Genomic DNA, 21,208 nt, shown 5'->3' with positions numbered 1-21,208 from the left:
GCGCATTACCGTAGTGGGGCAGGCTGTGGACACCGGCCTGCCCCACCGGTGTGTCAAAGGGCCAGGTCTGACAAATGGACGTCAACGGCAAACTGACGCACGCGACCGTGCTGGTCGTGGACGACGAGCCGGCGAGCCGGTTCGCGATCGAAAGTGTGTTGAGCCGCGCCGGGCATCGGGTCCTCGCGGTCGGCAGCGGCGCCGAGGCGCTCGCCGAACTCGACGTACGGCTGCGCAAGGGGAACCTGCCCGACGTGGCCCTGATCGACGTGCACCTGCCGGACATGAGCGGGTTCGAACTGTGCCGTCTGCTCAAGGAGCGGCCGCGCATGGCGGGCCTGCCGGTCGTGCACGTCTCGGCCCTCGCCGCACCCCCGAGCGACCGCTGCCAGGCGCTCGACGCGGGCGACGAGGCCTTTCTGACGGTGCCCGCGGAGCCCGAGGAGATCGAGGCCGCGGTCCGGGCCGCGGTCCGGGCCTCCCGGCTGCGCGCCGACGACCAGGCGCTCGTACGGCGGCTGACCCTGCTGTCGGAGATGATCGTCACCATCCAGGCGGCGCGCTCCCTCCAGGAACTCGTCGACGTCGCCGCCGACGGCACCGCACGGCTCACCGGCACCCCCGCCGCCGTGTTCGTCCTCGACCGCGACGACGAGCTGTACCGCGGCCTTCCCCGGGACCGCACCTCGGTCGCGCTGCCGGACGCGGGGGCCGACCGGACCGTGGCCCGACTGCTGCGGCGGCTCTCCCAGGGGCAGTCCGGGGTGCAGATCACGACCGTGCCCGCGCCGCTGTGGCCCACCGGGTTCTTCCGGCCCGGCGTGGAACACGATGCCCGGCTGGCGCTGGTCCTCACCCACGAGGGCAGGGCCCCGGTCTGCCTCGCCGCCCCCACCCGCGGGCTGCGCCGGGTGGGCCCCGAGGCCGGGGCGCTGCTGGCGCAACTCGCCCAGGCCACCGCGCTCGCCGCCGAACCGCTCCTCATGTACCAGGTCGAACGGCATGTCGCCCTCACCCTCCAGCGCAGCTTCCTGCCCAAGCCGGACCGGCTGCCCGAACTCCCGGGCGTGGACGTCGTGGTGAGGTACGTGCCCGCGTCCCAGGACACCGAGATCGGCGGCGACTTCTACGCCGTCCTCAAGGTCGCCGGGGGAGTGCTGTTCGTCGTCGGCGACGTCGTCGGGCACTCGCTGGAGGCGGCCACCGTCATGGTGGAGATACGGCACGCCCTGCGCGCCTACTGCGTCGACGAGAGCGACCCGAGCGTGCTCGCCGAGCGGCTGGACCGGATGCTCCAGCACTACCACCCGGAGACCACGGCCACCGTCTGCCTGGCCCTCGTCGACCCGGACACCGGGCGCACCCTCATCTCCAACGCGGGCCACATCCCGCCGCTGATCATCCGGGACAGCGGCAGCACGGACTACGCCAAGGCGGCCGGCCCGCTGCTCGGCGTGGGCCTGTCCCATCCGCCGCCCACGGAACTGTTCCTCGAACCCACCGACCGGCTCCTCATGATCACCGACGGCCTCATCGAGACCCGGGGCACGGACATCTCGGCGTCGATGGAACAGCTCCGCGCGGCGGCCTCCGGCGCCCTGCCCGGCCTGGACGCCCTGTGCGACACCCTGCTGGACTGCTTCGGTGTCGACCGGGACGACGACATCGCGATGCTGGCGCTGCGGCTGGGGTGAGCCCGCGGGCGGCTAGGGTGAGCCCGTTGTTGGCTGAGAAACAGGAGTGCCCCATGCCGCAGATCACCGTCGACCACTCCCACACGATCTCCTTCGACCAGGACGGCTTCGCCCGCGCGCTGCACGAGGCGGTGGTCGAGATCGCCGCGGCGAAGCCGGAGGCGTGCAAGACGCAGTTCCGCCCGAGCGAGTACACGGCCTTCGGGTACGAGGGTCTCGACGAGCTGGGACACACCGTCGTCCACGTCACCCTCGGCCTGCTCGCCGGGCGCACCGAGGAGACCAAGGCGCGCCTGACGGAGAAGGTCCTGGACCTCCTCCGCGAGTACATCGACGAGGACGGCTCCGTGCTGCACGCCTCCGCCGAGGTGCGCGAACTGGACGCGTCCTACCGGAAGTTCGAGCGCTAGGGCCCGTCCTACGACGCCAGTGCGATCAGCCGGACGACGAGGTCGGTGAACGGCCCGTCGCCCGGCTCGTTCCGGAGGGACTCACGCAGCAGCGCGGCCAGTTCCTCGTCGTACGCCGCGCTCACCGCCGCCAACGCCCCGAAGTCGTGCACGAGTTGGCGTTCCAGATCGGCGCGCGGGATGCGCCGGCCGTCCAGCCAGATCAGGGCCGTCGACTCGACCAGCGAGATCCACGAGCGAATCATCAACTCCAGCCGGGCGGGCGGCTGTTCGACCTTCATGTGGGAGAGGATCTGGAGGTATGCGGCCTGTCGCACCCCGTCGACGAGCGCGTTGGTCGTGGACGAACCCACCGCGGGACCGCCCCGCATCAGCGCCGCGAAACCGGGCCCGTGGTCGTCCACGAAGTCGAAGAACCGGCTCATCACCCGCAGCAGCCGTCCGCCCAGCGAGCCCTCCTCGGCGACCACGAACCGCCCGGCGAGATCGTCCGAGGCGCGCTGCAACGCGGCCTCGTACAGGCTGAGTTTGCCGGGAAAGTAGTGGTAGACCAGCGGCCGTGAAATGCCCGCGGCCGCGGCTATCTCGTCGATGGAGACCTCGTCGGGCGAGCGATGGCTGAACAGTTCGAGAGCGACGCCGATCAACTGCTGTCGCCGTTCCTCGACTCCCATCCTGCGGCGAACCCCGGTACTCATGCGAACACCTTACCGATCGGAACCGGACCTCAACGGCCCGGTCCACCCAAGGTCGTTCACATGTCCAACACGATTCGCTCACCACGGGCCCGGGATACACAGATCAGCATCGAGTCATCACGCTCCGCGTCCGTCAGCAGCTCGTCCCGATGCTCCACCTCCCCTTCCACGACCCGCTGTTGGCAGGTTCCGCAGAACCCCTGTTCGCAGGAGTAGAGCGTGTCGGGCAGCTCCGCCCGTACGGCGGCCAGCACCGTGGAATCGGCGGGCACGTTCAACGTCCGTCCGCTGCGCCGGAGTTCGACCTCGAAGGCGGCGTTCCCGGCCAACGGTGCCCGGGGCACGAACCGTTCGAGCCGCACGTCAGAAAACCGCTCCTCCACGGCCGCCATCAGCCCTTCGGGCCCGCAGCAGTAGACGGCAGCACCCTCGGGCAACTCCGCCAGCAGCACGTCGAGTTCGGGTCGCCGCCCGCTCACCACGGTGATCCGGTCCGTGCCGAACTCCGCCAACTCCTCAAGGAACGGCATCGAGTTCGGGGTACGGCCCGCGTACAGCAGACGCCAGTCGACACCCTCGGGCAGTGCCCGCAGCATCGGCAGCACCGGGGTGATCCCGATCCCGCCGACGACGAAGACGTACGCGGGCGCGTCGACGAGCGGGAACCGGTTCCGCGGCCCTCGCACCTCCAACTCCGCGCCCACCCGCACCTGTTCGTGCACCTCGCGCGACCCGCCCCGTCCGTCCTCGACCAGCCGCGTCGCGACCGTGTACGACGAGGTGTCCGCCGGGTCGCCGCACAGCGAGTACTGCCGTACCAGCCCCGAGGGCAGCACCAGATCGATGTGAGCCCCGGGTTCCCAGCGCGGCAAGTCCCGGCCTTCCAGGCGCAGTTGTACGACTCCCTCGGCCACCGTCTCCCGCGCGGCGACCCGGAGCCTCAGTGCCCGTGAGCGGGGCCGGCCGGAGATCGGCGGGTCCAGCGCGGGCAGCGGCCACAGCGGCGAGGCCCGCACCCGGCGCCGTAGCGCACGTCGGGTCAGCAGCGCGGCGCCGGTCAGGACGGCGACGGTGAGGGGCTTCGGCACTACTCCGCCCTCTTCTCGGCGGCCACCGCCGCGGGCGAGGACGCGAGGTACGCGACGGCCTGTTCGGTGCTGCCCTCCTGGGACGGGTGGTAGGCGGGGCTCAGATAGCGGGGTATGGACCTGAGCATGTCCCCGGCGGCGGGCAGGGTGCCGCGTTTTCCGGCGACGTAGAAGTCCTTGAAGCTCGCGTGTGCGTCGACGAGGGTCGGGTCGTTCGCCATGAAGAAGCGGGCCCCGCGCTGCCACAGGAACATCAGCGCGGCGAACGCGGTCGCCCAGGTCCGGGCGCGCCGCCGGTAGCCGCCGTCGACGTGCGTGAAGAGGTCGAAGGCGACCGAGCGGTGCTCGACCTCCTCGGCGCCGTGCCAGCGCAGCAGGTCCAGCATGGTCGGATCGGCGCCGCGCCGGTCCAACTCCTCGGCGTTCAGCACCCAGTTGCCGAGGAACGCGGTGTAGTGCTCGATCGCCGCGATGATCGCGACCCGCTCCAGCAGCCACCACTTCCGGGCCCGGCCCGGCGGCAGGGTGCGGTCGCCTAGCAGCTTCTCGAAGAACCAGTCGACCTGCGCGGTGTACGGCGTCGGGTCGAGCCCCAGTTCCTTCAGATGCGGGAGTACCTCGTCGTGCGCCTGGGAGTGCATCGCCTCCTGGCCGATGAACCCGATCACGTCCTCGCGCAGCCGGTCGTCCCGGATGAGGGGCAGCACCTGCTTGTAGACATGCACGAACCACCGCTCACCGGCGGGCAGCAGCAGATGCAGCACGTTGATCGTGTGCGTGGTGAACGGATCGCCGGGCACCCAGTGCAGCGGGGTGCCCTCCCAGGAGAAGGACACCTTTCGGGCCTTGAGCGGCGTGTTGGACATGGCGTCAATGTACTGACGGGTAAGTCCCTGGGGAAGCCTTGTGCGGGGACTTGTTGACGCGAATGTCAGCTAGGGCCAGGTTCTTCGGGTGCGGGTCCGTCGTGGCTGGTCGCGCAGTTCCCCGCGCCCCTTTAAGGCGCGAGACCTCGCCCGGCACTCAACAGGCCTTCCCGCGGGGCGTTTAGCGCAGGCCCGTGATCGTCCTGCCGTCGTCCAGGGAGCCTTTCAGCTCGGCTTGAACGCCCTGCTTGGTCTTCACGGCCAGGAGGCCGCCCCGTGCCGAGCCGTTGACCCCGCCCGTCGCGCTGATCGTCTCCGTGCCCTTGCTGCCCGCGGCCAACAGGTACCAATGGCCCGCCGCCGACTTCCACAGCACTCCGGCCAGTACGTGCGGGTCGCGCGCCCCGCACGCCGGCACGTCCTGCGCCTTCGCGGCGACCGCGCCGTACGTCCCGCCCGGCGTGCGGAACTGCGCCAGCACCCGCTCGCCGCCGCCCTGCCAGGTCTCGGCCCGGGTGCACACCCACTCCGCCGCGCCGCTCGCGTCGGGCAGCGGCTGCTCGGCGTACTGCCAGGCGTTCACGGACCGTACGCCGAGCGAGCGCATGGCGCCGAGGGAGCAGGCGAAGGGCGCCCAGGCGTGCTGGGTCGCCGCGCCGGACACCTCATGGACCGAGCCGGGGCGCCCGGCGGTGAGGTGCGCCGGGACCAGTTCGCCGAGGTCGCTCATCAGGCGGGTGCCGGTGTCGTCGGTGAGCTGGAGTACGTTCCACGACGTGCACGCGCCGGTCTGCTGCGCGGGGCTGGCCAGCGGCGAGGTGATCCCGTCGGTGAGGGTCATGGGCAGCGCGCCGGCGTTCGGCTTCTGCAGGTCGCGCTCGGCCGCCTGCTTCACCCAAGGGGCCGTCAGATAGCGGACGTTGCCGTCGGCGCGGTCCAGGACCACCGCGTCCGCCTCGGCCCCGGTCGCGCCGTCGACCCGCGCGAAGTCCAGCGCGGCCCCCTTGGTGCCGTCCTTCGGTTCGGCGTAACGGGCGATGCGCAGACCGTCGTAGAGGATCACCACGCGCGCGTTGTCGACCGTGCCGGCGTAGAGGAGTTGGGGCGGTCCTGCCGGGCCGCCGGAGGGGGTGCCGGGGGTCGCCGAGACCTGGACGGACTCGCCGGGGCGGGCCCAGACGGCGAGGGCGCGGCGCAGCAGGGCGGTGTCCTTGGTGAGGTCGCCGCGGGCGGGCCAGACGGAGAAGTCCTCGCGCGCGGAGGACTCCCACGCGGTGGGCGCAATCCTGATCAACTTGCCGGGGTTCAGGGCGGCTTGGGCCGCCGGGTTCTCCGCGTACGCGGGAGCGGCGGCGCCGTCCGGGCCCCAGCCGCCGCCGGGCAGCGCGAGCAGCGCACCGCACACGGCGACGGCCGCCGCGGCGGCGAGCGCGGCCTTGCCGTGCTGACGGCGGCGCATCAGGTCGGTGGGCCGTGCGTGCAGCGAACAGGGGTCGAACTCGGGGGAGCTGAGGAGTTCGTACTGCGCGGGCGTCTCGTCGGCCTCCCGCAGCGCCGCGTCCACCTCCTCTACGCCGGCCGCCGCGAGCACCCTGCGTACGTCGCCGTCGGGCAGCTTCTCCAGGCCACGCAGCACGTACACGGCGCGAGCCGGGCCCGAGAGGGCCGACAGCCGCTGGTCCAGGGCGAGTTCATCGGCGCCGCCCGAGCGGGGGAAGAGCCGCAGGCCCCACACCTGGGGGAGCAGCGGCGGGAGTTGGGACCGCTTGGGCCACGCCCGGAACGACAGCGGGAGGCCCGCCTCCAGTGCCGTACGCACGACCTGGAGGCGGACGAAGGCGTAGCCCGGGTCGCCGTCGCGGCCGGTCGACTGGGCCGGGATCACGGACGCCGACGCGCGGCCTCTGGGCAGGGCGCGTTGGGTGAGGGCGTGCGCGGTCAGGACGCGCCGGTTGCGACCGAGGCTCGGGGGGAGCACCAGATAGGCGAGCCGGACGAGCCGTGGATAGTGCTCGACGAGCGCGGCCTCGGCCTGTTCGACATCGACGACCGGGTCGGTGGGTGAAGCTGCGGGGCGCTTGGCGACATCCTGTGACTGCACGTTCAGCAAAACGAGCGAATCGTTGGTTGGTCACCGCCGCCCCGGGGACTCGGCGCTCCGGTCAGTCCGCCGGCTCGACCAGCGCCCGCGCGTAGTTCGCCATCGACCGCTGGTAGCGCGGCAGATGGGGCGCGAGGGCGCCCAGCACGAGGGACAGGCCCTCGCGGTCGCGGCCCAGGCTGGACAGACACAGGGCGAGGCACGCGCGGACGGCGTCGTCCAACTCGTCGGAGGGGCCGTCGAGTTCGGGCGTGAGCAGTTTGACGCCCTCCTCCGCCTGCCCGATGTTCCGCAGCGAACTGGCGAGTTGGATCTTCGCCCGGCGCCCCTTGTACCCGTCGAGCCCGCGCGCGAGCGCCTCCCGGTACAGCGGAGCGGCCCGGTCCGAGTGCCCGGTGGAGTCCCAGGCGCAGGCCTGTTCGAAGGGCCCCGGCGGACTGCCGTCCGGGAGCTCGGCGACGAGCGCGTCGATCACGGCACGGAAGTCGGCCGCCCTCTCCTCCGGATAGTCGTCGAAGGCCGCCCAGGCGGCGGTCACGCGGTCTTCCCAGTCCTGATCCACGTCTTGATCCACGTCTTGATCCATGGGCGCCACCTTCGCACGCGTGTGCAGCCGGTGACCATGGATTTGAGCGCGGGGCCCTCCCGGGCCGTATCGGATAGGACGGCCCCTCGCCGGGGTTCGCCGCGGCATGCTTTTGTTGACCGGACGACCGGAGGAACGACAGATGAGGTTGACCCGACCGATGCTCGCGGTGGCCGGCGCCACGGCGGCGCTGGCACTGGTGGGCTGCGGTGCCGACACCAAGGCCGCGACCGTACCTGCGGAGGCCACCGGCAGCCTGGAGAGTCTGGCCGCCAAGGTGAAGTGCACACCCGACATCCAGACCGACGCCGACGAACTCCGCCAGGCCATCTGCAAGATGAGCTACGGCAAGTTCGTCCTCGCGACCTTCGCCACCGACCGCGGTCAGCGCGAGTGGATCAACGGCGCGAAGGACTACGGCGGGTTCTACCTCGTCGGCCGCAAATGGGTCGCCGTGGGCACCGACAAGATCGTCAAGAAGCTGCAGACCACCCTCGGTGGCAACGAGGAGATCGGCACCGACCACTCGAAGCACACCAGCTGAGAAGGCTGTGCCCGGTTCACACCCCTCAAAGGGCCGACACCGGTTAGGCCGGGACACACACGAAAGCGGGCGGTGGGAGAAACCCACCGCCCGCTTCGTACTACCGGGTCCTACCGGCTAGTTGCGCTCACTGGCACTTCTTGCCGGAGTTGACGCAGTTGGCGATCGTCGCCGCCAGGTTGTTCTTGGTGACGCTGATGAAGTCGTCGTGGTCGGTCGACGGCTTGTGCAGCTGCTCCGGGAATCCGTCCACCGCGTAGGCGTTCTTCACGGTGCCGTCCGCCTGGAGGGTGGGGGGCGTGATCTTGTAGACCAGGCTCATCGTCAGCTGCGGGATGGCCTTGAAGCCGTTCCCGCAGACACCGCTCGCCGGGTCCGCGAAGGCCACGTGCGTACGGTGGTTGGCGCTGTCGGCGTTCACGCCGTCCCAGCAGCTCTGGAACGCGAAGGTGCGGACCACGTTGCTGCCCTGCGGGCAGATCGGGTACTGCTCCGTCAGCTGGACCTTGTCCTCGAAGCCGGTGCAGCTCCAGTGCGCGTTGGCGTTCGCCAGACCGTTGGTGAGCGTCTTGGCGTCACCGGTGATGATGCGCAGGAACTGCGGCATCGCGACGACCTTGCTGGCCGGCGAACCGACGTACTTGATCTGCGCCGACTGCGGCGTCAGGATCTTGCCGACGTTGCCTTCCTTGCCACCGCCGTCCGCGTTCGCGTCGAACTCCTGCGTGCCGTCCTGCACACGGACGACCGGCCAGTAGTACGCCGAGAGGTCACTCTGGTTCTGGCAGCTGGAGGGGGCGGCCAGCAGCGAGTCGTTCGTGGAGAACGCGTTGACCTTCTGGTTGCCGACGTAGTCGTGCTCGTGGTGCGCGCCGTTGGTCACGCCGGGCGCCACGATGACGTTGTCGGTGTTGTGGTTCTTGTTCGCGTTGACACCGCACTTGGTGGTGAACGAACCGGTCGAAGCCTGGCCGCTGTTCTGCGGCTTCGCCAGCACATTGTTCGCCACCTTCGTGATGTCCACGAAGTCGGCCGCCACCGGGCCGTTGCCGGCCTGGCCACCGTTGTTGGCGGGCGGCGCCGCACTTGCGCTGGCACTTGCACTGGCGCTCGGCGCGGCGGTGTTCTGCCCGCCGCCGTTGTTCTTGCCGCCGCCCTTGCCCCGACCGCCGCCGCGACCTGCCGTGGTGGTGTTGGTGGCGTTCTGCGTCGTACAGGCGGCGAGCTGCTTCAGCGCGGTCGCGTTGACGGTGCCGCCCACTCGCTGGATGTCGATGCGAATACGGTCGATCGTCGCGGCCCGCTTCTCCTTGAGGGGGCCGACGATCGCGTTCTGCACGAAGCTCGCGTCATTCGCCTGGGCCTGACGCGTCGAAGCGAGCCGGGCGTAGGCCTCGGTGATCTGCTTGTCGAGGTTCGCCAGCTCGGTGGCGACACCCTGACGAGCCTTCTGAGGCACGCTCGTCAGCTGCTGGCCGACGTCCGGGCAGGCGATCGTCGCGACTTGCGCCGCGGCGGCCGCGGCCTTGGTCTGGTTCTGCCCCGACGAGTTGGACTCGTGCGCCGAAGCGTTCATCTGTGCCCAGAGCAGCCCGCCCCCACCGAGCGCTAGGGCAGCCGATGCGGCAATGGCCTTGGTGGCCAGCGGCGTACGGCGTTTACGATCATTGCGTCCCATGGAACTCCTCTGACTTCCTTGCGGGGCAGCGAGGCGCCCGACAGGAGTGAAGCGGCGCCCTTTGATACGCAGGGGGTCCCAGGAGTGTTCAGCCGTCTCAGAAACTGATGAGAGATTCTTGGGTAAGTCCCCTCCCAACTGCCCTTTAAACACCGGCAGTTGTGATCGACTCACAGCTAGTGCTCAGCGTCCCTGGTCCAAATAGGCCAATACCGCCAGCACGCGGCGATTGTCGTCGTCCGAGACTTCCAGTCCCAGTTTGGCGAAAATATTGGACGTGTGCTTCCCGATCGCCCGTTCCGTGACGACGAGTTGCCCCGCGATCGCCGCGTTCGACCGCCCCTGCGCCATCAGTTCGAGCACCTCGACCTCCCGCGGAGTCAACCGCCCCAGCGGCCGGTCGTCGGCAGCCCGCCGCGCCAGCAACTGCTGAATGACCTGCGGATCCATCACCGTCCCACCCCCCGCCACCCTTCGCACGGCATCCACGAACTGCTCCGCGTCGAACACCCGGTCCTTCAGCAGATAGCCCACCCCACCGGTCCCGTCGGCGAGCAGCTCCCGCGCGTACAACTGCTCCACGTGCTGCGACAGCACGAGCACCGGCAGCCCCGGCCGCTCCCGGCGCGCCCGCAACGCGCACTGCAGCCCCTCGTCGGTGTGCGTGGGCGGCAGCCGTACGTCGACCACGGCCACGTCGGGCGCCAACTCGGCCAGCGCCTTGGTGAGTTCGGGCCCGCTCTCCACCGCCGCGACGATCTCGAAGTCGTAGGCCTCCAACAGCCTGACCAGCCCGTCCCGCAGCAGGAACAGGTCTTCGGCTAGGACAACGCGCACGGAATCTCCATGGTCACCATGGTGGGACCGCCCGCGGGACTGCTGACGGCCAGGACGCCGTCGAATGTACCCAGCCGCCGCTCGACCCCGGACAGTCCCGACCCGGCCCCGACCACGGCGCCACCCCGGCCGTTGTCGGTGACGGAGATCCGCAACGCCCCCTCCACATGACGCATATCGACCCAGATCCGGTCGGCACCGGAGTGCTTGACGGCGTTGGTGAGCACCTCGCTGACGGCGAAGTACGCGGCCGACTCGACCGGCGCCTCCGCCCGCCCACCCCCGAGCTCCGCGCTCACCTCCGTAGTCACCGGCATCCGCAACGCCAACGCCCTTACGGCATCCCCGAGTCCACGCTCCGCGAGCACCGGCGGATGGATACCGCGTACCAGATCACGCAACTCGCCCAGCGCCTCGACGGACGACTGCCGTGCCCGGGCGAGCAGTTCCCTGGCCTTGGCCGGGTTCTTCTCCAACAGCGCCTCGATCGTGCCGAGATCCATCCCCATGGCCACCAGCCGGGCCTGTGCCCCGTCGTGCAGGTCCCGCTCGATCCGCCGTAGCTCAGCGGCCGAACCGTCCACCGCGTCCCGCCGGGTCTCGGTCAACACCCTTACGCGCTCGGCGAGTTGGCCCTGTCCCGGGGCGAGCACGGAACGAGTCAGCAGAAAGTGAACGCGCAGGAGTGGCGGGGTGAGGAAGAAGGAAGCGAAGAGGATCGCGACGCCCAGCACACCCGCGAGCAGCGCACTGCCCTGCCCACCCACCGGCACGAACCCGTACCACCATCCGACATACGTCCCGTCCGTGAACACCCGCCACAACCCGAACGCCAACGCGAAGCCCTCCAGCGGATAGAACACCAGGGCGGCAGGCACCACCGCGGTGACGAACCCGGCGATCATGTCGACGGGCAGCCAGCGGAGATCACGCCAGGTGGCGGGGTCGCCGAGCATACGGAGGGCACGCGTCCAGGGCTTGGCTCCGGCCGGCACCGGCCGATAAGCCGGCGGAATCCGGATCCCGCACCACTCCCCGGCGAACAGCCGCCGCCGATCCGCGTGCGCCCGCACCCCGGCCAGGACCCAGGGGGTGGTGATCAGACCGACGCCGAGCGGAATGAGCACGAGGGACACGACGGTGAGGACGAAGAGGGTGAGCGAACCGCCCAGGGAGACAAGAGCGAGAACAAGCGCCCGCACCCCGGCGACCAGAGCGGCCCGGGCCCGCTGACCGACGTCCGGGTCACCCTCGTGTTTCGTATCCATACGGCCAGTCTCACTGAACGGGGAGACAGAGGCACGGGTCCCGGCCCCCATGACGGGGGTGGTGCTAACGCCACCGGCCAACTGAAGGGCTTTTGCTTTTAGGGGCGCGGGGCTGTATCGATATGCGGCTCCGCCGTGTAGGCGCGACCAGCCCCCACCGACCAGCCCCCACCGACCAGCCCCCACCGGCCTGCAGACAAACGACTCGCTAGCCCAGCGGAGCGTCCAGCACCTTCGCCTCCACAACAGGGTCAAGCCCCACCCCCGGCCGATCAGCCCGCCGCGGCGCAACCCCACCAACGCCCTGCAACCAACGCCACGTATCGCCCACCGTCTCCGCCACGGGACGACACCTCAACCCAGTAGCCACCGCCCGAGACACATCCGCACTGTGCAACGCGTCGTACCCCTCACTCCCCGGCGGCACCCACACCGGCAACTGAGTCCAAGGCTCGATCCCGGCCCCGAGCACGACCTCGGGCGAGGTCCACCGCAGCTCGACCTCCGCCCCGCCGGCAACCCGCACACACGCGTCCAGCAACGACCCCATCGTCGCGTGCCCCTGCGGAGACATCAGGTTGTACGGCCCACTGAGCCCCCGCTCCACCGCCCCGAGCAACCACTCCGCAAGATCCCGCACATCGACGTACTGAAGCGCCAGATCCCGCGGCCCAGGCGCCAACACCGGCCCGCCCCGGGCGACACGCCCCAGCCACCACGGCAACCGCCCGATGTTCTCGTACGGCCCGAGGATCAACCCGGCCCGGGCGAACACCGACCGCTCCGCTCCGAACGCACCGAGCGCGGCAAGCTCCCCGCCCCGCTTGTCGCGCGCGTAGTCGGTCTTGTCGGCGTCGGGCGAGGCACCCTCGACGAGCGGCGCGTCCTCGGCGTACCCGGCGGGCGGCGCCCACGCGTACACCGAGCAACTCGACACGTACACGTACCGGCCCACCCGGTCGGCCAGCAGCCGCGCAGCGTCGTGCACGGCGCGCGGCGCCGCCGACCAGGTGTCGATCACGGCGTCCCACTCGCCCTCGGCCAGCGCGGCGAGTCCGCCGGGCGCGGTGCGGTCACCTCGCAACGCCCGTACGCCGGCCGGGGGTTCGTGCCGGCCCCGGTTGAGGACGGTCACCTCCCAGCCCCGGCGGAGGGCCGCCTCCACGACGGCCCGCCCCGCGAACTCCGTACCGCCCAGCACCAGAAGTCTCATACCGGCGACTCTGCCCGCGGGGTCCAGGGAACGGAACACGAATCTGCCGAAAGCAGACGATCAACCAGCCGTCGACCAGCCGTCAACTGCCCACCGGCCGGCTGATGATCAACGCGCTGTCGGCGGCGTGTACTTGTACCCGACCCGGCGCACCGTCTGGATCGCCTTGCGGTGCTCGACGCCCAGCTTGCGGCGCAGCCGGGCGATGTGGACGTCGACGGTACGGCCGTCGCCCACGTGCCCGTACCCCCACACCGTGGTGACGAGCTGGTCGCGGGTGTGCACCCGGTTGGGGTGCGCGACGAGATGGGCGAGCAGCTCGAACTCCAGGTACGTCAGGTCGAGTTCCGCGCCGTTCAGCTGGGCGGTGCGCTGCACGGTGTCGATGCGGACGAGGGGCTCGGCCTCGGTGGGGAGGGGTGTGACCGGGTTGGTCCGGGTGAGGTGCGGGCTGTCGGCCGGGATGAGGACGAGGTACCCGACCATCGGCGGCTGCCCCGGCAGCGTGGGCAGCGTGTGCGGGGGCGCCGGCAGCCAGGTGGCGCCCGGAGGCAGGAACTCCGCCACGTCGATCACCTCGTCCCGGTCCACGGCGCGCAGATGATGCCGTGGAGCGTTCGGAGTGCTCGGGACGGGGGTGTCGAGCGTGGCGGAGGGGAGAGAACGGATGATCGCCATGAGAGGTCAGCTCTTTCGCGCGAGAGGTTCGTCGAGGGACGTACGTCGAGTCGCGCAGGCCGGAGGCCGAGGGTGGTACGGCTTTAGAGGGCCGGCGCGTTCATCGCGCGACAACACACCCGGTCGAAGTCATGGTGCTGACGGGAAGGCCAGAAGGGCTCGAGGTCATGGCGACCCGTCGCGCTGCACTTCTGATAGCTGGCCATGAGCCCATTGAAGCAGACACAGGCCCGTGACAGGACCCTCCTCTCACAGCTTGGACGCTTCCTTGGCGCGAAGTCGACGCCGAGCCCCGGCCCGTCAGCGGTCTATCCAGTCGCCAACGCGAAGGGGCGCCCACCACGACGGTGGGCGCCCCTTCGCAAGGTCTTCGCGAGTGCGGGGTGGATCAGACCTGGCCGGCCTTCTCCAGGGCGGCGCAGCAGGTGTCGACGATCAGGCGGGTCACCAGGTACGGGTCGACGTTGGCGTTCGGGCGACGGTCCTCGATGTAGCCCTTGCCGTCCTTCTCGACCTGCCACGGGATACGGACCGAGGCACCGCGGTTGGAGACGCCGTAGGAGTACTCGTTCCACGGGGCGGTCTCGTGCAGGCCCGTCAGGCGGTCGTCGATGCCGGCGCCGTAGTACTTGACGTGGTCGAGGGGCTTGGAGCCCTCGCCGAGGGACTCGCACGCGGTGATGATCGCGTCGTAGCCCTCGCGCATCGCCTTCGTGGAGAAGTTGGTGTGCGCGCCCGCGCCGTTCCAGTCGCCCTTGACCGGCTTGGGGTCGAGGGTCGCGGAGATGCCGAAGTCCTCGGCGGTGCGGTAGAGCAGCCAGCGGGCGATCCACAGGTGGTCGGAGACCTCCAGCGGGGAGACCGGGCCGACCTGGAACTCCCACTGGCCGGGCATGACCTCGGCGTTGATGCCGGAGATCGCGAGACCGGCCTTCAGGCAGTTCTCCAGGTGGGCCTCGACGATCTCGCGGCCGAAGATCTCGTCGGCGCCGACACCGCAGTAGTAGCCGCCCTGGGGCGCCGGGAAGCCGCCCTCGGGGAAGCCGAGCGGACGGGCGCCGTCGAAGAAGGTGTACTCCTGCTCGATGCCGAAGATCGGCTCCTGCGAGCCGTACTTCTCGGCGACCTCGGCGAGCGCGGCACGCGTGTTGGACTCGTGCGGCGTCATGTCGATCTCAAGGACCTCGCACATGACGAGGATGTCGTCGCCGCCGCGGATCGGGTCCGGGAAGCTGGCGACCGGCTTGAGCACGCGGTCCGAGGAGTGCCCCTCGGCCTGGTTCGTGGACGACCCGTCGAAGCCCCAGATCGGGAGCTCCGCACCCTTGGCGTCGTCGGCCAGAATCTTCGTCTTGGAACGGAGCTTGGCCGTCGGCTGGGTGCCGTCGATCCAGATGTACTCAGCCTTGAAGGTCACGGGCCACATCCTTCGGGGTGGGTCTTCAGTCGCACTTGCGGGTGCTGCGGCGCAGCGGCACTGGGGCGCCGCGATTCATGCCCGGCAGCCTGTCAACAGGCGATTTCCCGATCATTGCCCGAGTGTGAACCCCGTGTTACCTGGTGGTGCTGTGTCGCGATTCACGCGACCCGCGCACGGCACGCCGGGGAGACCGCTGTGAACCCGCTGTTCGCACGCGCAGAGGGGCGAGGGGCGGTCGCGGCCGGACGGCTCGTATGCGATGGGGTTGGCCCTCGGCGACGGCCTCGCGGACCGGACCCCACGACCTTGCGCCGGTCCCCGCCGGGTCGAACCCCATGAGGGCGATCGGGGCGCGCACGTCCGTGGGGTGCGGACCGTTCCGGTTCGCGAACCGGGCACTGTGCAGGCCGAGTTCGACGGCTACGGCACATGGACAATGAGGGGGAGGGAGAGGTGAGCGGGCATGGGTATCCGCAGCACGTACGACATCGACCGCTTCGACGTCGACCGCTTCGAGTCCGCGTACGACAAGGTCATGGCGAAGTGGCCGGTGGAGCGGGAGGCGGTGACCGTCCCGACGCCGTTCGGGGAGACCTACGTGAATGGGTGCGGGCCCGCCGACGGACGCCCGCTCGTGCTGCTGCCCGGCGGCGGGGGAGCGACCTCGGCGTCCTGGTACGCCCAGACCGCCGACCTCGCCCGCGCTCGGCACCGCGTCTACGCCGTCGACCTGATCGGCGCCCCGGGCCGCAGCGTCCCGGCCGCCGGCCGGCGCCCGCGCACGGTGGCCGACCTGACGGCCTGGCTGGACGCGCTGCTCGACGGCCTGGGCGTGACGGCGGCGGTGGACCTCGGCGGGCATTCGTACGGCGGCTGGATCGCGCTGCACTACGCACTGCGCGCACCCGCCCGCGTACGCCGTCTGTTCCTCCTCGACCCGACCCAGTGCTTCGCCGGGTTCGAGACGGCGTACCTGCTGCACGCGCTGCCGATGCTGCTACGGCCCACCGGGCGCCGGGTCCGCGCGTTCCTGGAGTGGGAGACCGGGGGAGTGCCGCTGGACCCCGACTGGCTCCGCCTCCAGGAGGCGGGCGCGGGGTTCCCTTCCGTGAAACCGGTGACCGGTCCCCGCCCGGCGCCTGACGCACTGCGCGGGTTGAACGCGTCGGTCCTGCTGCTTCTGGCCGGAAGCAGCAGGACCCTCCCCCAGTCTCGGCTTCGCTCGACCGGGGGGACCCCCATCACGCACCTGGTGGCGGCCCGGGCGGGCGGTCTGCTGCCGCACGTCGAGACGGACATCCTCCCGGACGTCTCTCATCACGCGCTGCCGCATGCCGCGCCGGAGCGACTGGGCCGTCACCTCACCGGTTTTCTCGGGTCTTGAGCGTCACCCCACCTTCTGGATCAGAGCGCGGCGGATGAGGAACTTGCCGGGCTCACGGACCTGTTCGAAGGCCGCGTTGTTCAGCAGGACACAGCTGCCGGAGACCGAAGTCACCTTCACCGTCGTGGACTTGTTGTTGTCCAGGTTGGTGACCTTCAGCGTCGTACCGGCCGGGAACTGGTTGCTGGACGCGGCGGGCGCACCGGCCTCGCCGGAGAGCGTGACGGTCGAGCCGTTGCACACCTGGCTGCCCGCGGCAGCGGCTCCGCCACCGGTGTTGCCCGCCGCCGGAGGGGCCGCGGTCACGGTCGAGGTGGCGGTCGAGGTGGCGGTGGAACCCGCGGGCGTCGACTGCGCCGGCGGCGCGGCCTGGGAGTCCTGAGCCGACTCCCCAACCGCACAACCGGACGCCTTCTGCTGCACCTTGATCTGCGCGATGACCGCCTCGCGGTTGGCGATCCGCGCGCTCGACTGGGCGTCGGGCGCGGCGCGTTGGCCGTCGATGAACTTCTGGTTGTTGCCGAGCGCGGTGGCGAGCCCCTGGCAGACCGTCGAGTTCGCGGCGGACAGCGTCTTGGCGTTCTGTGCCGTCGACTGCGACGCGTTCGATGTGGTGGCCAGGGCGAAGGCCCCGCCTCCCGCGACCGCCGCGGCGGTGACCAGCAGCGCCAGCTTCTTCTTCGTACTGGCAGTTCTCCTGCGCGACATGCGCGTCTCCTGTGGGGTAGGGGAGCGTACGCCGCTATGTACGGGATACCGAACGATGTAACTCAGCGGACACAGGAGTCACATAAGTGACGTGCGTCACAAGGTGGTTGGGGGTCGCGGGGGAGGGGGGATCAGTGGATTCGGTCCCAGTCGGACAGGAACGACGAGAGCGTGCGCATGTACGCCTCCCGGTCCTCCCACATCGCCATGTGCGCGCTGTGCGGGAACTCGACCCGCTCGGTGAAGGGGAGCCCCTGCTCCAGCGTGTCCGTGGAGTCCACGGCGAACTCGTCGTAGCGCCCGCGCGTCAGCAGGACGGGCTTCCTGATCCGGCGCAGCTTCGAAGTCCGGTCCCAGGAAGCGAGGTTGCCGGTCATCACGAACTCGTTCGGCCCGTTCATCGTGGCGTACACCTGGTTGCCGTCGACGTTCGCGGCACTGCGCAACAGGGCCTCGGGGTACGGGTCGAGACGGCAGAAGAAGTGCGCGTAGAAGACGTTCACCGCGTCGAGATACTCGGGTGCCGTGTAGTCGCCCTCGGCCTCGTACTCGTCCAGCACGCGCTGTACGTCGGCCGGCAGCCGCGTGCGCAACTGCCGGGTACCGGCGACGAATTGGGGCGCGCTCGCGGACGTACTGGCCAGCACGACCGCGCTCACCTCGCGCGGCTGACGCAACAGGTACTCGATGGCGAGCCAGCCGCCCCAGGAGTGCCCGTACAGGTGGAAGCGACGCAGGCCGAGTGCCCGCCTGACCGCCTCCACCTCGGCGACGAACCGGTCGACCACCCAGAGGGCGGGGTTGTCGGGCTTCTCCGAACGCCCGCACCCCAGTTGGTCGTAGAACACGACCGGCCGGTCGGCGGCGAGGTCACCCAGGGACTCCAGGTAGTCGTGCCCCGCCCCCGGCCCGCCGTGCAGCACCAGCAGCGCCGGACGCGACCCGTGCCCGACGACGTTCGCCCAGACCCGGCCACCGGGCACGTCGATGTACCGCTCACCGGGCCGGAGTTGGGACGCACCGCTGGCGTCGGCGCCGTCCCGGCCCGGAGCGACGACGGGCACGAAGCCGCCGGCGGCCAGGGCGCCGGATGTCTTCAGAACGCTGCGACGGTTGATCATCGTGGTGAACTCTCCGCTCTCGTACGACGCGTGGTGCTGCCGAGGCAACCCTCCATCACGCGAAAACGAACGAGCATCGGCCACTTGACCTACTGAGAGCCCGGTCCCGAGTTCGATCCCGATCCCGGCCCCGAGCCCGGTCGGCGGGCGAGCGCATCCCGAACGGCCTCGTCACTGCGGGCGACCACCGCCGTACCGTCCTCCGCCGTGATGATCGGCCGCTGGATCAGCTTCGGATGCGCGGCGAGCGCCGTCACCCACCGCTCCCGCGAACTCGCGTCCCGCGCCCACGACTTGAGCCCCAACTCCTTCGCCACGGCTTCCTGCGTGCGCGTGATGTCCCACGGTTCGAGCCCGAGCCGCTCCAGTACGTCCCTGATCTCGCCCTCGCTCGGCACGTCCTCCAGATAGCGGCGGACGGTGTACTCGGCCCCTTCGGCGTCGAGCAGACTCACGGCACTACGGCACTTGGAACAGGCCGGGTTGATCCAGATCTCCATGCCACTCACGGTACGTGAGAACCCGTCTTCCACGTGTGTCACAGCACCCCCTAAAGGCCTTGTGGCCAGGGGCGATTGTCAGTGGCGGGCAGTAGAATAGAAGCAGTGTTCGAGGGTGTCGCCGGGCGGTCCGGACGGCGCCCTGACCGCGACAGGAGGATGTCCGTGCCCGCTGCCGCACTGAAGCCGAAGCCGATGCCGACCCAGTCCACCGCGAAGCGTTCCGTCCAACTCGACCTGCCCTACGTGCCCGTGGAGAAGCGCCCGCTGCCGCCCGGACGCCCGCGGGACTGGTACGTCACGCACAACCGTCGCCTCAAGGCGATGCGGCTGGCCATCGCCCTGCTCGACTCGGGCGTGTACGTCCCGAACCAGGCCCGCAACGAGACGATCCGCAGCACCGCCGAACTGATCGGCGTCCACGCGCCGTCGGACACGACGTGTCACATGGTGCGAGCGCTGATGCGGTACTCGCGCTGAGCGGCGGCGCCGGGTTCCCTGTGTCTTTTGGGCACCCGGCGTTGGTGCGCGCATGTTTTCCGGGCACCCGGCGTTGGTGCGCGCGTGACCAGGGGCTGCCGCCCCCGGACCCCCGCTTCGGCCTGAACGGCCTCGTCCTCAAACGCCGGACGGGCTGGGTGATGACGCCGACCGGCGCTTGAAGGGCTCCGGCCGGGTGGTGGAGTGTGCGGTCCTGCGCCGACAAGAGCCGGCCGGGCTGGGTGGTGATGCCGACCGGCACTCAAAAGGCTCGCCCCAGGCTCACAGAGCGCGCCGCTACGCCGGCAGAACGCGCGTCCCCACGCCGACTCGAGCGCCGGACGAGCTGGATGGTGATGCCGACCGGTGCTCAAAAGGCTCACCCAAGGCCCCCGGAACGCCCGTCCCGACGCCGGCAGAACGCGCGCCGCAAACGCCGGACGGGCTGGGTGAAGATGCCGACCGGCACTCAAAAGGCTCGCCCCAGGTTCACAGAGCGCGCCGCTACGCCGGCAGAACGCGCGCCCCTACGCCGACGGAACACGCGTCCCCGCGCCGACGGAACACGCGTCCCCGCGCCGACGGAACGCCCGCCCCCACACCGACGGAACGCCCGCCCCCGTGCCGATACCTCACCCGCCCCTACGCCGACCTGGCGCGCCCCTCTACGCCGACAACTCCCGCTCCACCGGCGTCCGGAACCGCGGCGTGAGCCGAGTCGCTCCCACCCCCCCCCCCCACCCCGACCCCGGCCCCCCCCTACGCCGCTCACCCCCCCGCGCGGCCCGCCCCCCCCCCCCCGGGCCCCCCCACGCCCTCCCCGGCAAGGATCCGCCACACGATCTCGCCGTCCGGCCGCTGGGCCCAACCCCCCACCACCCGCCCGTCCCACCACACCGTCGGTCCCACATTGCCGCTCCCGTCGAACAACGCGGGGCGCAGCTCCGGTGCCAGATACCAGTCCCGCTGCTGCCACCCCATCGCCGTCGGATCGAGCCCCGGCAACAGGGCGGCCCACGGCTCCGCGGGCCCGGCCAGTGGGGCGAGGTCGCCCGCGGCGACATAACCCGCCCCCTCGTCCAGGGACACCGGCTCCGCGCCGATCGTCGCCAGTGCCCGGCGGACGTCCGTCACCCGCCACCCCGTCCACCACTTCAGGTCGGCCTCGGTGGCGGGGCCGCACGCCGCGAGCCAGCGGCCGAGGAGTGCGGCCTGCGCCTCGGGGACGTCCAACTCGGGGTGTTCCGGGGCCACCGCCCAGCGGAACTGGTTCGACGTCCACGAACCCAACGGCCGCCCCCGCACCACCTTTCCCTCCACGCCCAGAACCCTCAGCAACCGGGTCGAGACGGTGTGCACGCCCTCATAGTTCTTCCCGGCCGCGTACACGAACTGTTCCCTCAACCTCGGTTCGTCCACGGCGAGTTCGGCCGCCGTCGCCTGTCCGCGAAGTGCCAGCGCGGCCAGCAGAGCGCCCTCGACCTCCTTCAGCCAGGCCGCGTCCGGCGCCCCCGCCTTCGCCATGTCCTTGAGCAGGGAGGCCCGTTCGCGGGCGGCGACGGCGAGTCCCGTCGAGGCGTGCACGACGGCGGTCAGTTCGGCGGGGAACACGAACACCGTGTGCCGCATGCCGTGCATACGGAGCAGGGTGCGGTCCTCGTACAGGGCGCGGGCGGTCTCCGGGACGGTGGTGGAGGGGTCGGCTAGGCGGGCGCCGACGGCCAGGTACACCGCCGAGGGGTCCGTGCCGTGCAGGGCGACGAGGGAGTCGGCGACGGCCTCGGGGGCCGCGGCACGGGTGCCCGCGGCGAGGCGGTGACGGAGGGCGAGGCGGGCACGCCGCTCGGGGGTGGTGATGTGACGGGGGGTGCGACTCATCCGGACCTCGCCTCGAAGACGTCCACTTCTCGACCGACAGTAAACGGGTGGGTGGG

General features: G+C 70.6%; 19 protein-coding genes and 1 pseudogene. 5 read left to right on the top strand and 15 right to left on the bottom strand.

Going from position 1 to position 21,208, the window contains the following annotated elements; all coding sequences use genetic code 11:
- The first annotated feature begins 74 nt into the window (after window positions 1–74).
- Both ACFWP5_RS20680 and ACFWP5_RS20675 read left to right on the top strand, forming a co-directional pair.
- Window positions 75–1,694, top strand: a complete 1,620-nt coding sequence (locus tag ACFWP5_RS20680) for a SpoIIE family protein phosphatase (protein ID WP_384158232.1) — start codon at window positions 75–77, stop codon at window positions 1,692–1,694.
- 53 nt (window positions 1,695–1,747) lie between these two features.
- Window positions 1,748–2,104, top strand: coding sequence for a 5-carboxymethyl-2-hydroxymuconate Delta-isomerase (locus tag ACFWP5_RS20675; RefSeq protein WP_384158229.1), 357 nt, complete (start codon window positions 1,748–1,750; stop codon window positions 2,102–2,104).
- Between the two features lie 8 nt (window positions 2,105–2,112).
- Here ACFWP5_RS20675 and ACFWP5_RS20670 read toward each other — a convergent pair whose 3' ends face one another.
- From ACFWP5_RS20670 to ACFWP5_RS20650, 5 genes are all read right to left on the bottom strand, one after another.
- The gene (locus tag ACFWP5_RS20670; RefSeq protein ID WP_384158226.1) at window positions 2,113–2,802 is read right to left on the bottom strand and encodes a TetR/AcrR family transcriptional regulator; all 690 of its coding nucleotides are present in this window, start codon (window positions 2,800–2,802) and stop codon (window positions 2,113–2,115) included.
- 56 nt (window positions 2,803–2,858) lie between these two features.
- Window positions 2,859–3,890, bottom strand: coding sequence for a PDR/VanB family oxidoreductase (locus ACFWP5_RS20665; protein WP_384158224.1), 1,032 nt, complete (start codon window positions 3,888–3,890; stop codon window positions 2,859–2,861).
- Window positions 3,890–4,756, bottom strand: coding sequence for a metal-dependent hydrolase (locus tag ACFWP5_RS20660; RefSeq protein WP_384158222.1), 867 nt, complete (start codon window positions 4,754–4,756; stop codon window positions 3,890–3,892). The genes ACFWP5_RS20665 and ACFWP5_RS20660 overlap by 1 nt, the downstream gene beginning before the upstream one ends.
- 181 nt (window positions 4,757–4,937) lie before the next feature.
- Entirely contained in the window at window positions 4,938–6,857 is a 1,920-nt protein-coding gene (locus tag ACFWP5_RS20655) for a hypothetical protein (RefSeq protein WP_384158219.1), read from the bottom strand.
- A 61-nt stretch (window positions 6,858–6,918) separates the two neighbouring features.
- Window positions 6,919–7,443 carry a tetratricopeptide repeat protein gene (locus ACFWP5_RS20650; RefSeq protein WP_384158216.1) on the bottom strand — a complete coding sequence of 175 codons (525 nt, stop codon included), beginning with the start codon at window positions 7,441–7,443 and terminating at the stop codon, window positions 6,919–6,921.
- A gap of 142 nt (window positions 7,444–7,585) precedes the next feature.
- On the opposite strand from ACFWP5_RS20650, the gene ACFWP5_RS20645 reads away from it, so the two are divergent.
- The gene (locus ACFWP5_RS20645) at window positions 7,586–7,987 is read left to right on the top strand and encodes a hypothetical protein (RefSeq protein ID WP_384158213.1); all 402 of its coding nucleotides are present in this window, start codon (window positions 7,586–7,588) and stop codon (window positions 7,985–7,987) included.
- Between the two features lie 127 nt (window positions 7,988–8,114).
- Here ACFWP5_RS20645 and ACFWP5_RS20640 read toward each other — a convergent pair whose 3' ends face one another.
- The 6 genes from ACFWP5_RS20640 to glnII all read right to left on the bottom strand — a co-directional run bounded on the left by ACFWP5_RS20640 (window position 8,115) and on the right by glnII (window position 15,078).
- Entirely contained in the window at window positions 8,115–9,665 is a 1,551-nt protein-coding gene (locus ACFWP5_RS20640; protein WP_384158210.1) for a DUF1996 domain-containing protein, read from the bottom strand.
- A gap of 183 nt (window positions 9,666–9,848) precedes the next feature.
- Window positions 9,849–10,502, bottom strand: coding sequence for a response regulator transcription factor (locus tag ACFWP5_RS20635; protein ID WP_366434996.1), 654 nt, complete (start codon window positions 10,500–10,502; stop codon window positions 9,849–9,851).
- Window positions 10,487–11,770: a sensor histidine kinase gene (locus ACFWP5_RS20630; protein WP_384158206.1), complete on the bottom strand. Its 1,284-nt coding sequence runs from the start codon at window positions 11,768–11,770 to the stop codon at window positions 10,487–10,489. The genes ACFWP5_RS20635 and ACFWP5_RS20630 overlap by 16 nt, the downstream gene beginning before the upstream one ends.
- Before the next feature lie 208 nt (window positions 11,771–11,978).
- Window positions 11,979–12,983: an NAD-dependent epimerase/dehydratase family protein gene (locus ACFWP5_RS20625; RefSeq protein WP_384158203.1), complete on the bottom strand. Its 1,005-nt coding sequence runs from the start codon at window positions 12,981–12,983 to the stop codon at window positions 11,979–11,981.
- A 108-nt stretch (window positions 12,984–13,091) separates the two neighbouring features.
- Window positions 13,092–13,661 (bottom strand): winged helix-turn-helix domain-containing protein, encoded by a 570-nt coding sequence (locus tag ACFWP5_RS20620; RefSeq protein WP_384158200.1) that lies wholly within the window; start codon window positions 13,659–13,661, stop codon window positions 13,092–13,094.
- Window positions 13,662–14,049: 388 nt separating this feature from the next.
- Complete coding sequence (gene glnII / locus ACFWP5_RS20615) at window positions 14,050–15,078, bottom strand: glutamine synthetase (protein ID WP_384158197.1); 1,029 nt, start codon at window positions 15,076–15,078, stop codon at window positions 14,050–14,052.
- Between the two features lie 466 nt (window positions 15,079–15,544).
- Here glnII and ACFWP5_RS20610 point away from each other — a divergent pair, with 466 nt between their 5' ends.
- Complete coding sequence (locus tag ACFWP5_RS20610; protein ID WP_384158194.1) at window positions 15,545–16,465, top strand: alpha/beta fold hydrolase; 921 nt, start codon at window positions 15,545–15,547, stop codon at window positions 16,463–16,465.
- 3 nt (window positions 16,466–16,468) lie between these two features.
- Here ACFWP5_RS20610 and ACFWP5_RS20605 read toward each other — a convergent pair whose 3' ends face one another.
- The 3 genes from ACFWP5_RS20605 to ACFWP5_RS20595 all read right to left on the bottom strand — a co-directional run bounded on the left by ACFWP5_RS20605 (window position 16,469) and on the right by ACFWP5_RS20595 (window position 18,794).
- Complete coding sequence (locus ACFWP5_RS20605; protein ID WP_384158191.1) at window positions 16,469–17,173, bottom strand: hypothetical protein; 705 nt, start codon at window positions 17,171–17,173, stop codon at window positions 16,469–16,471.
- A gap of 131 nt (window positions 17,174–17,304) precedes the next feature.
- Entirely contained in the window at window positions 17,305–18,342 is a 1,038-nt protein-coding gene (locus tag ACFWP5_RS20600) for a proline iminopeptidase-family hydrolase (RefSeq protein ID WP_384158188.1), read from the bottom strand.
- Between the two features lie 41 nt (window positions 18,343–18,383).
- Window positions 18,384–18,794, bottom strand: a complete 411-nt coding sequence (locus ACFWP5_RS20595) for an arsenate reductase family protein (RefSeq protein WP_384158185.1) — start codon at window positions 18,792–18,794, stop codon at window positions 18,384–18,386.
- Window positions 18,795–18,959: 165 nt separating this feature from the next.
- On the opposite strand from ACFWP5_RS20595, the gene ACFWP5_RS20590 reads away from it, so the two are divergent.
- Window positions 18,960–19,274, top strand: coding sequence for a hypothetical protein (locus ACFWP5_RS20590; RefSeq protein ID WP_384158183.1), 315 nt, complete (start codon window positions 18,960–18,962; stop codon window positions 19,272–19,274).
- 665 nt (window positions 19,275–19,939) lie between these two features.
- On the opposite strand, the pseudogene ACFWP5_RS20585 reads toward ACFWP5_RS20590, so the two are convergent.
- Window positions 19,940–21,152, bottom strand: a pseudogene (locus ACFWP5_RS20585) (winged helix DNA-binding domain-containing protein).
- Window positions 21,153–21,208: the final 56 nt, after the last annotated feature.

It is taken from the genome of Streptomyces sp. NPDC058469, from assembly GCF_042721125.1.
Classification (GTDB): Bacteria; Actinomycetota; Actinomycetes; order Streptomycetales; family Streptomycetaceae; genus Streptomyces.
This window is presented reverse-complemented; position numbering and strand designations above follow the sequence as displayed.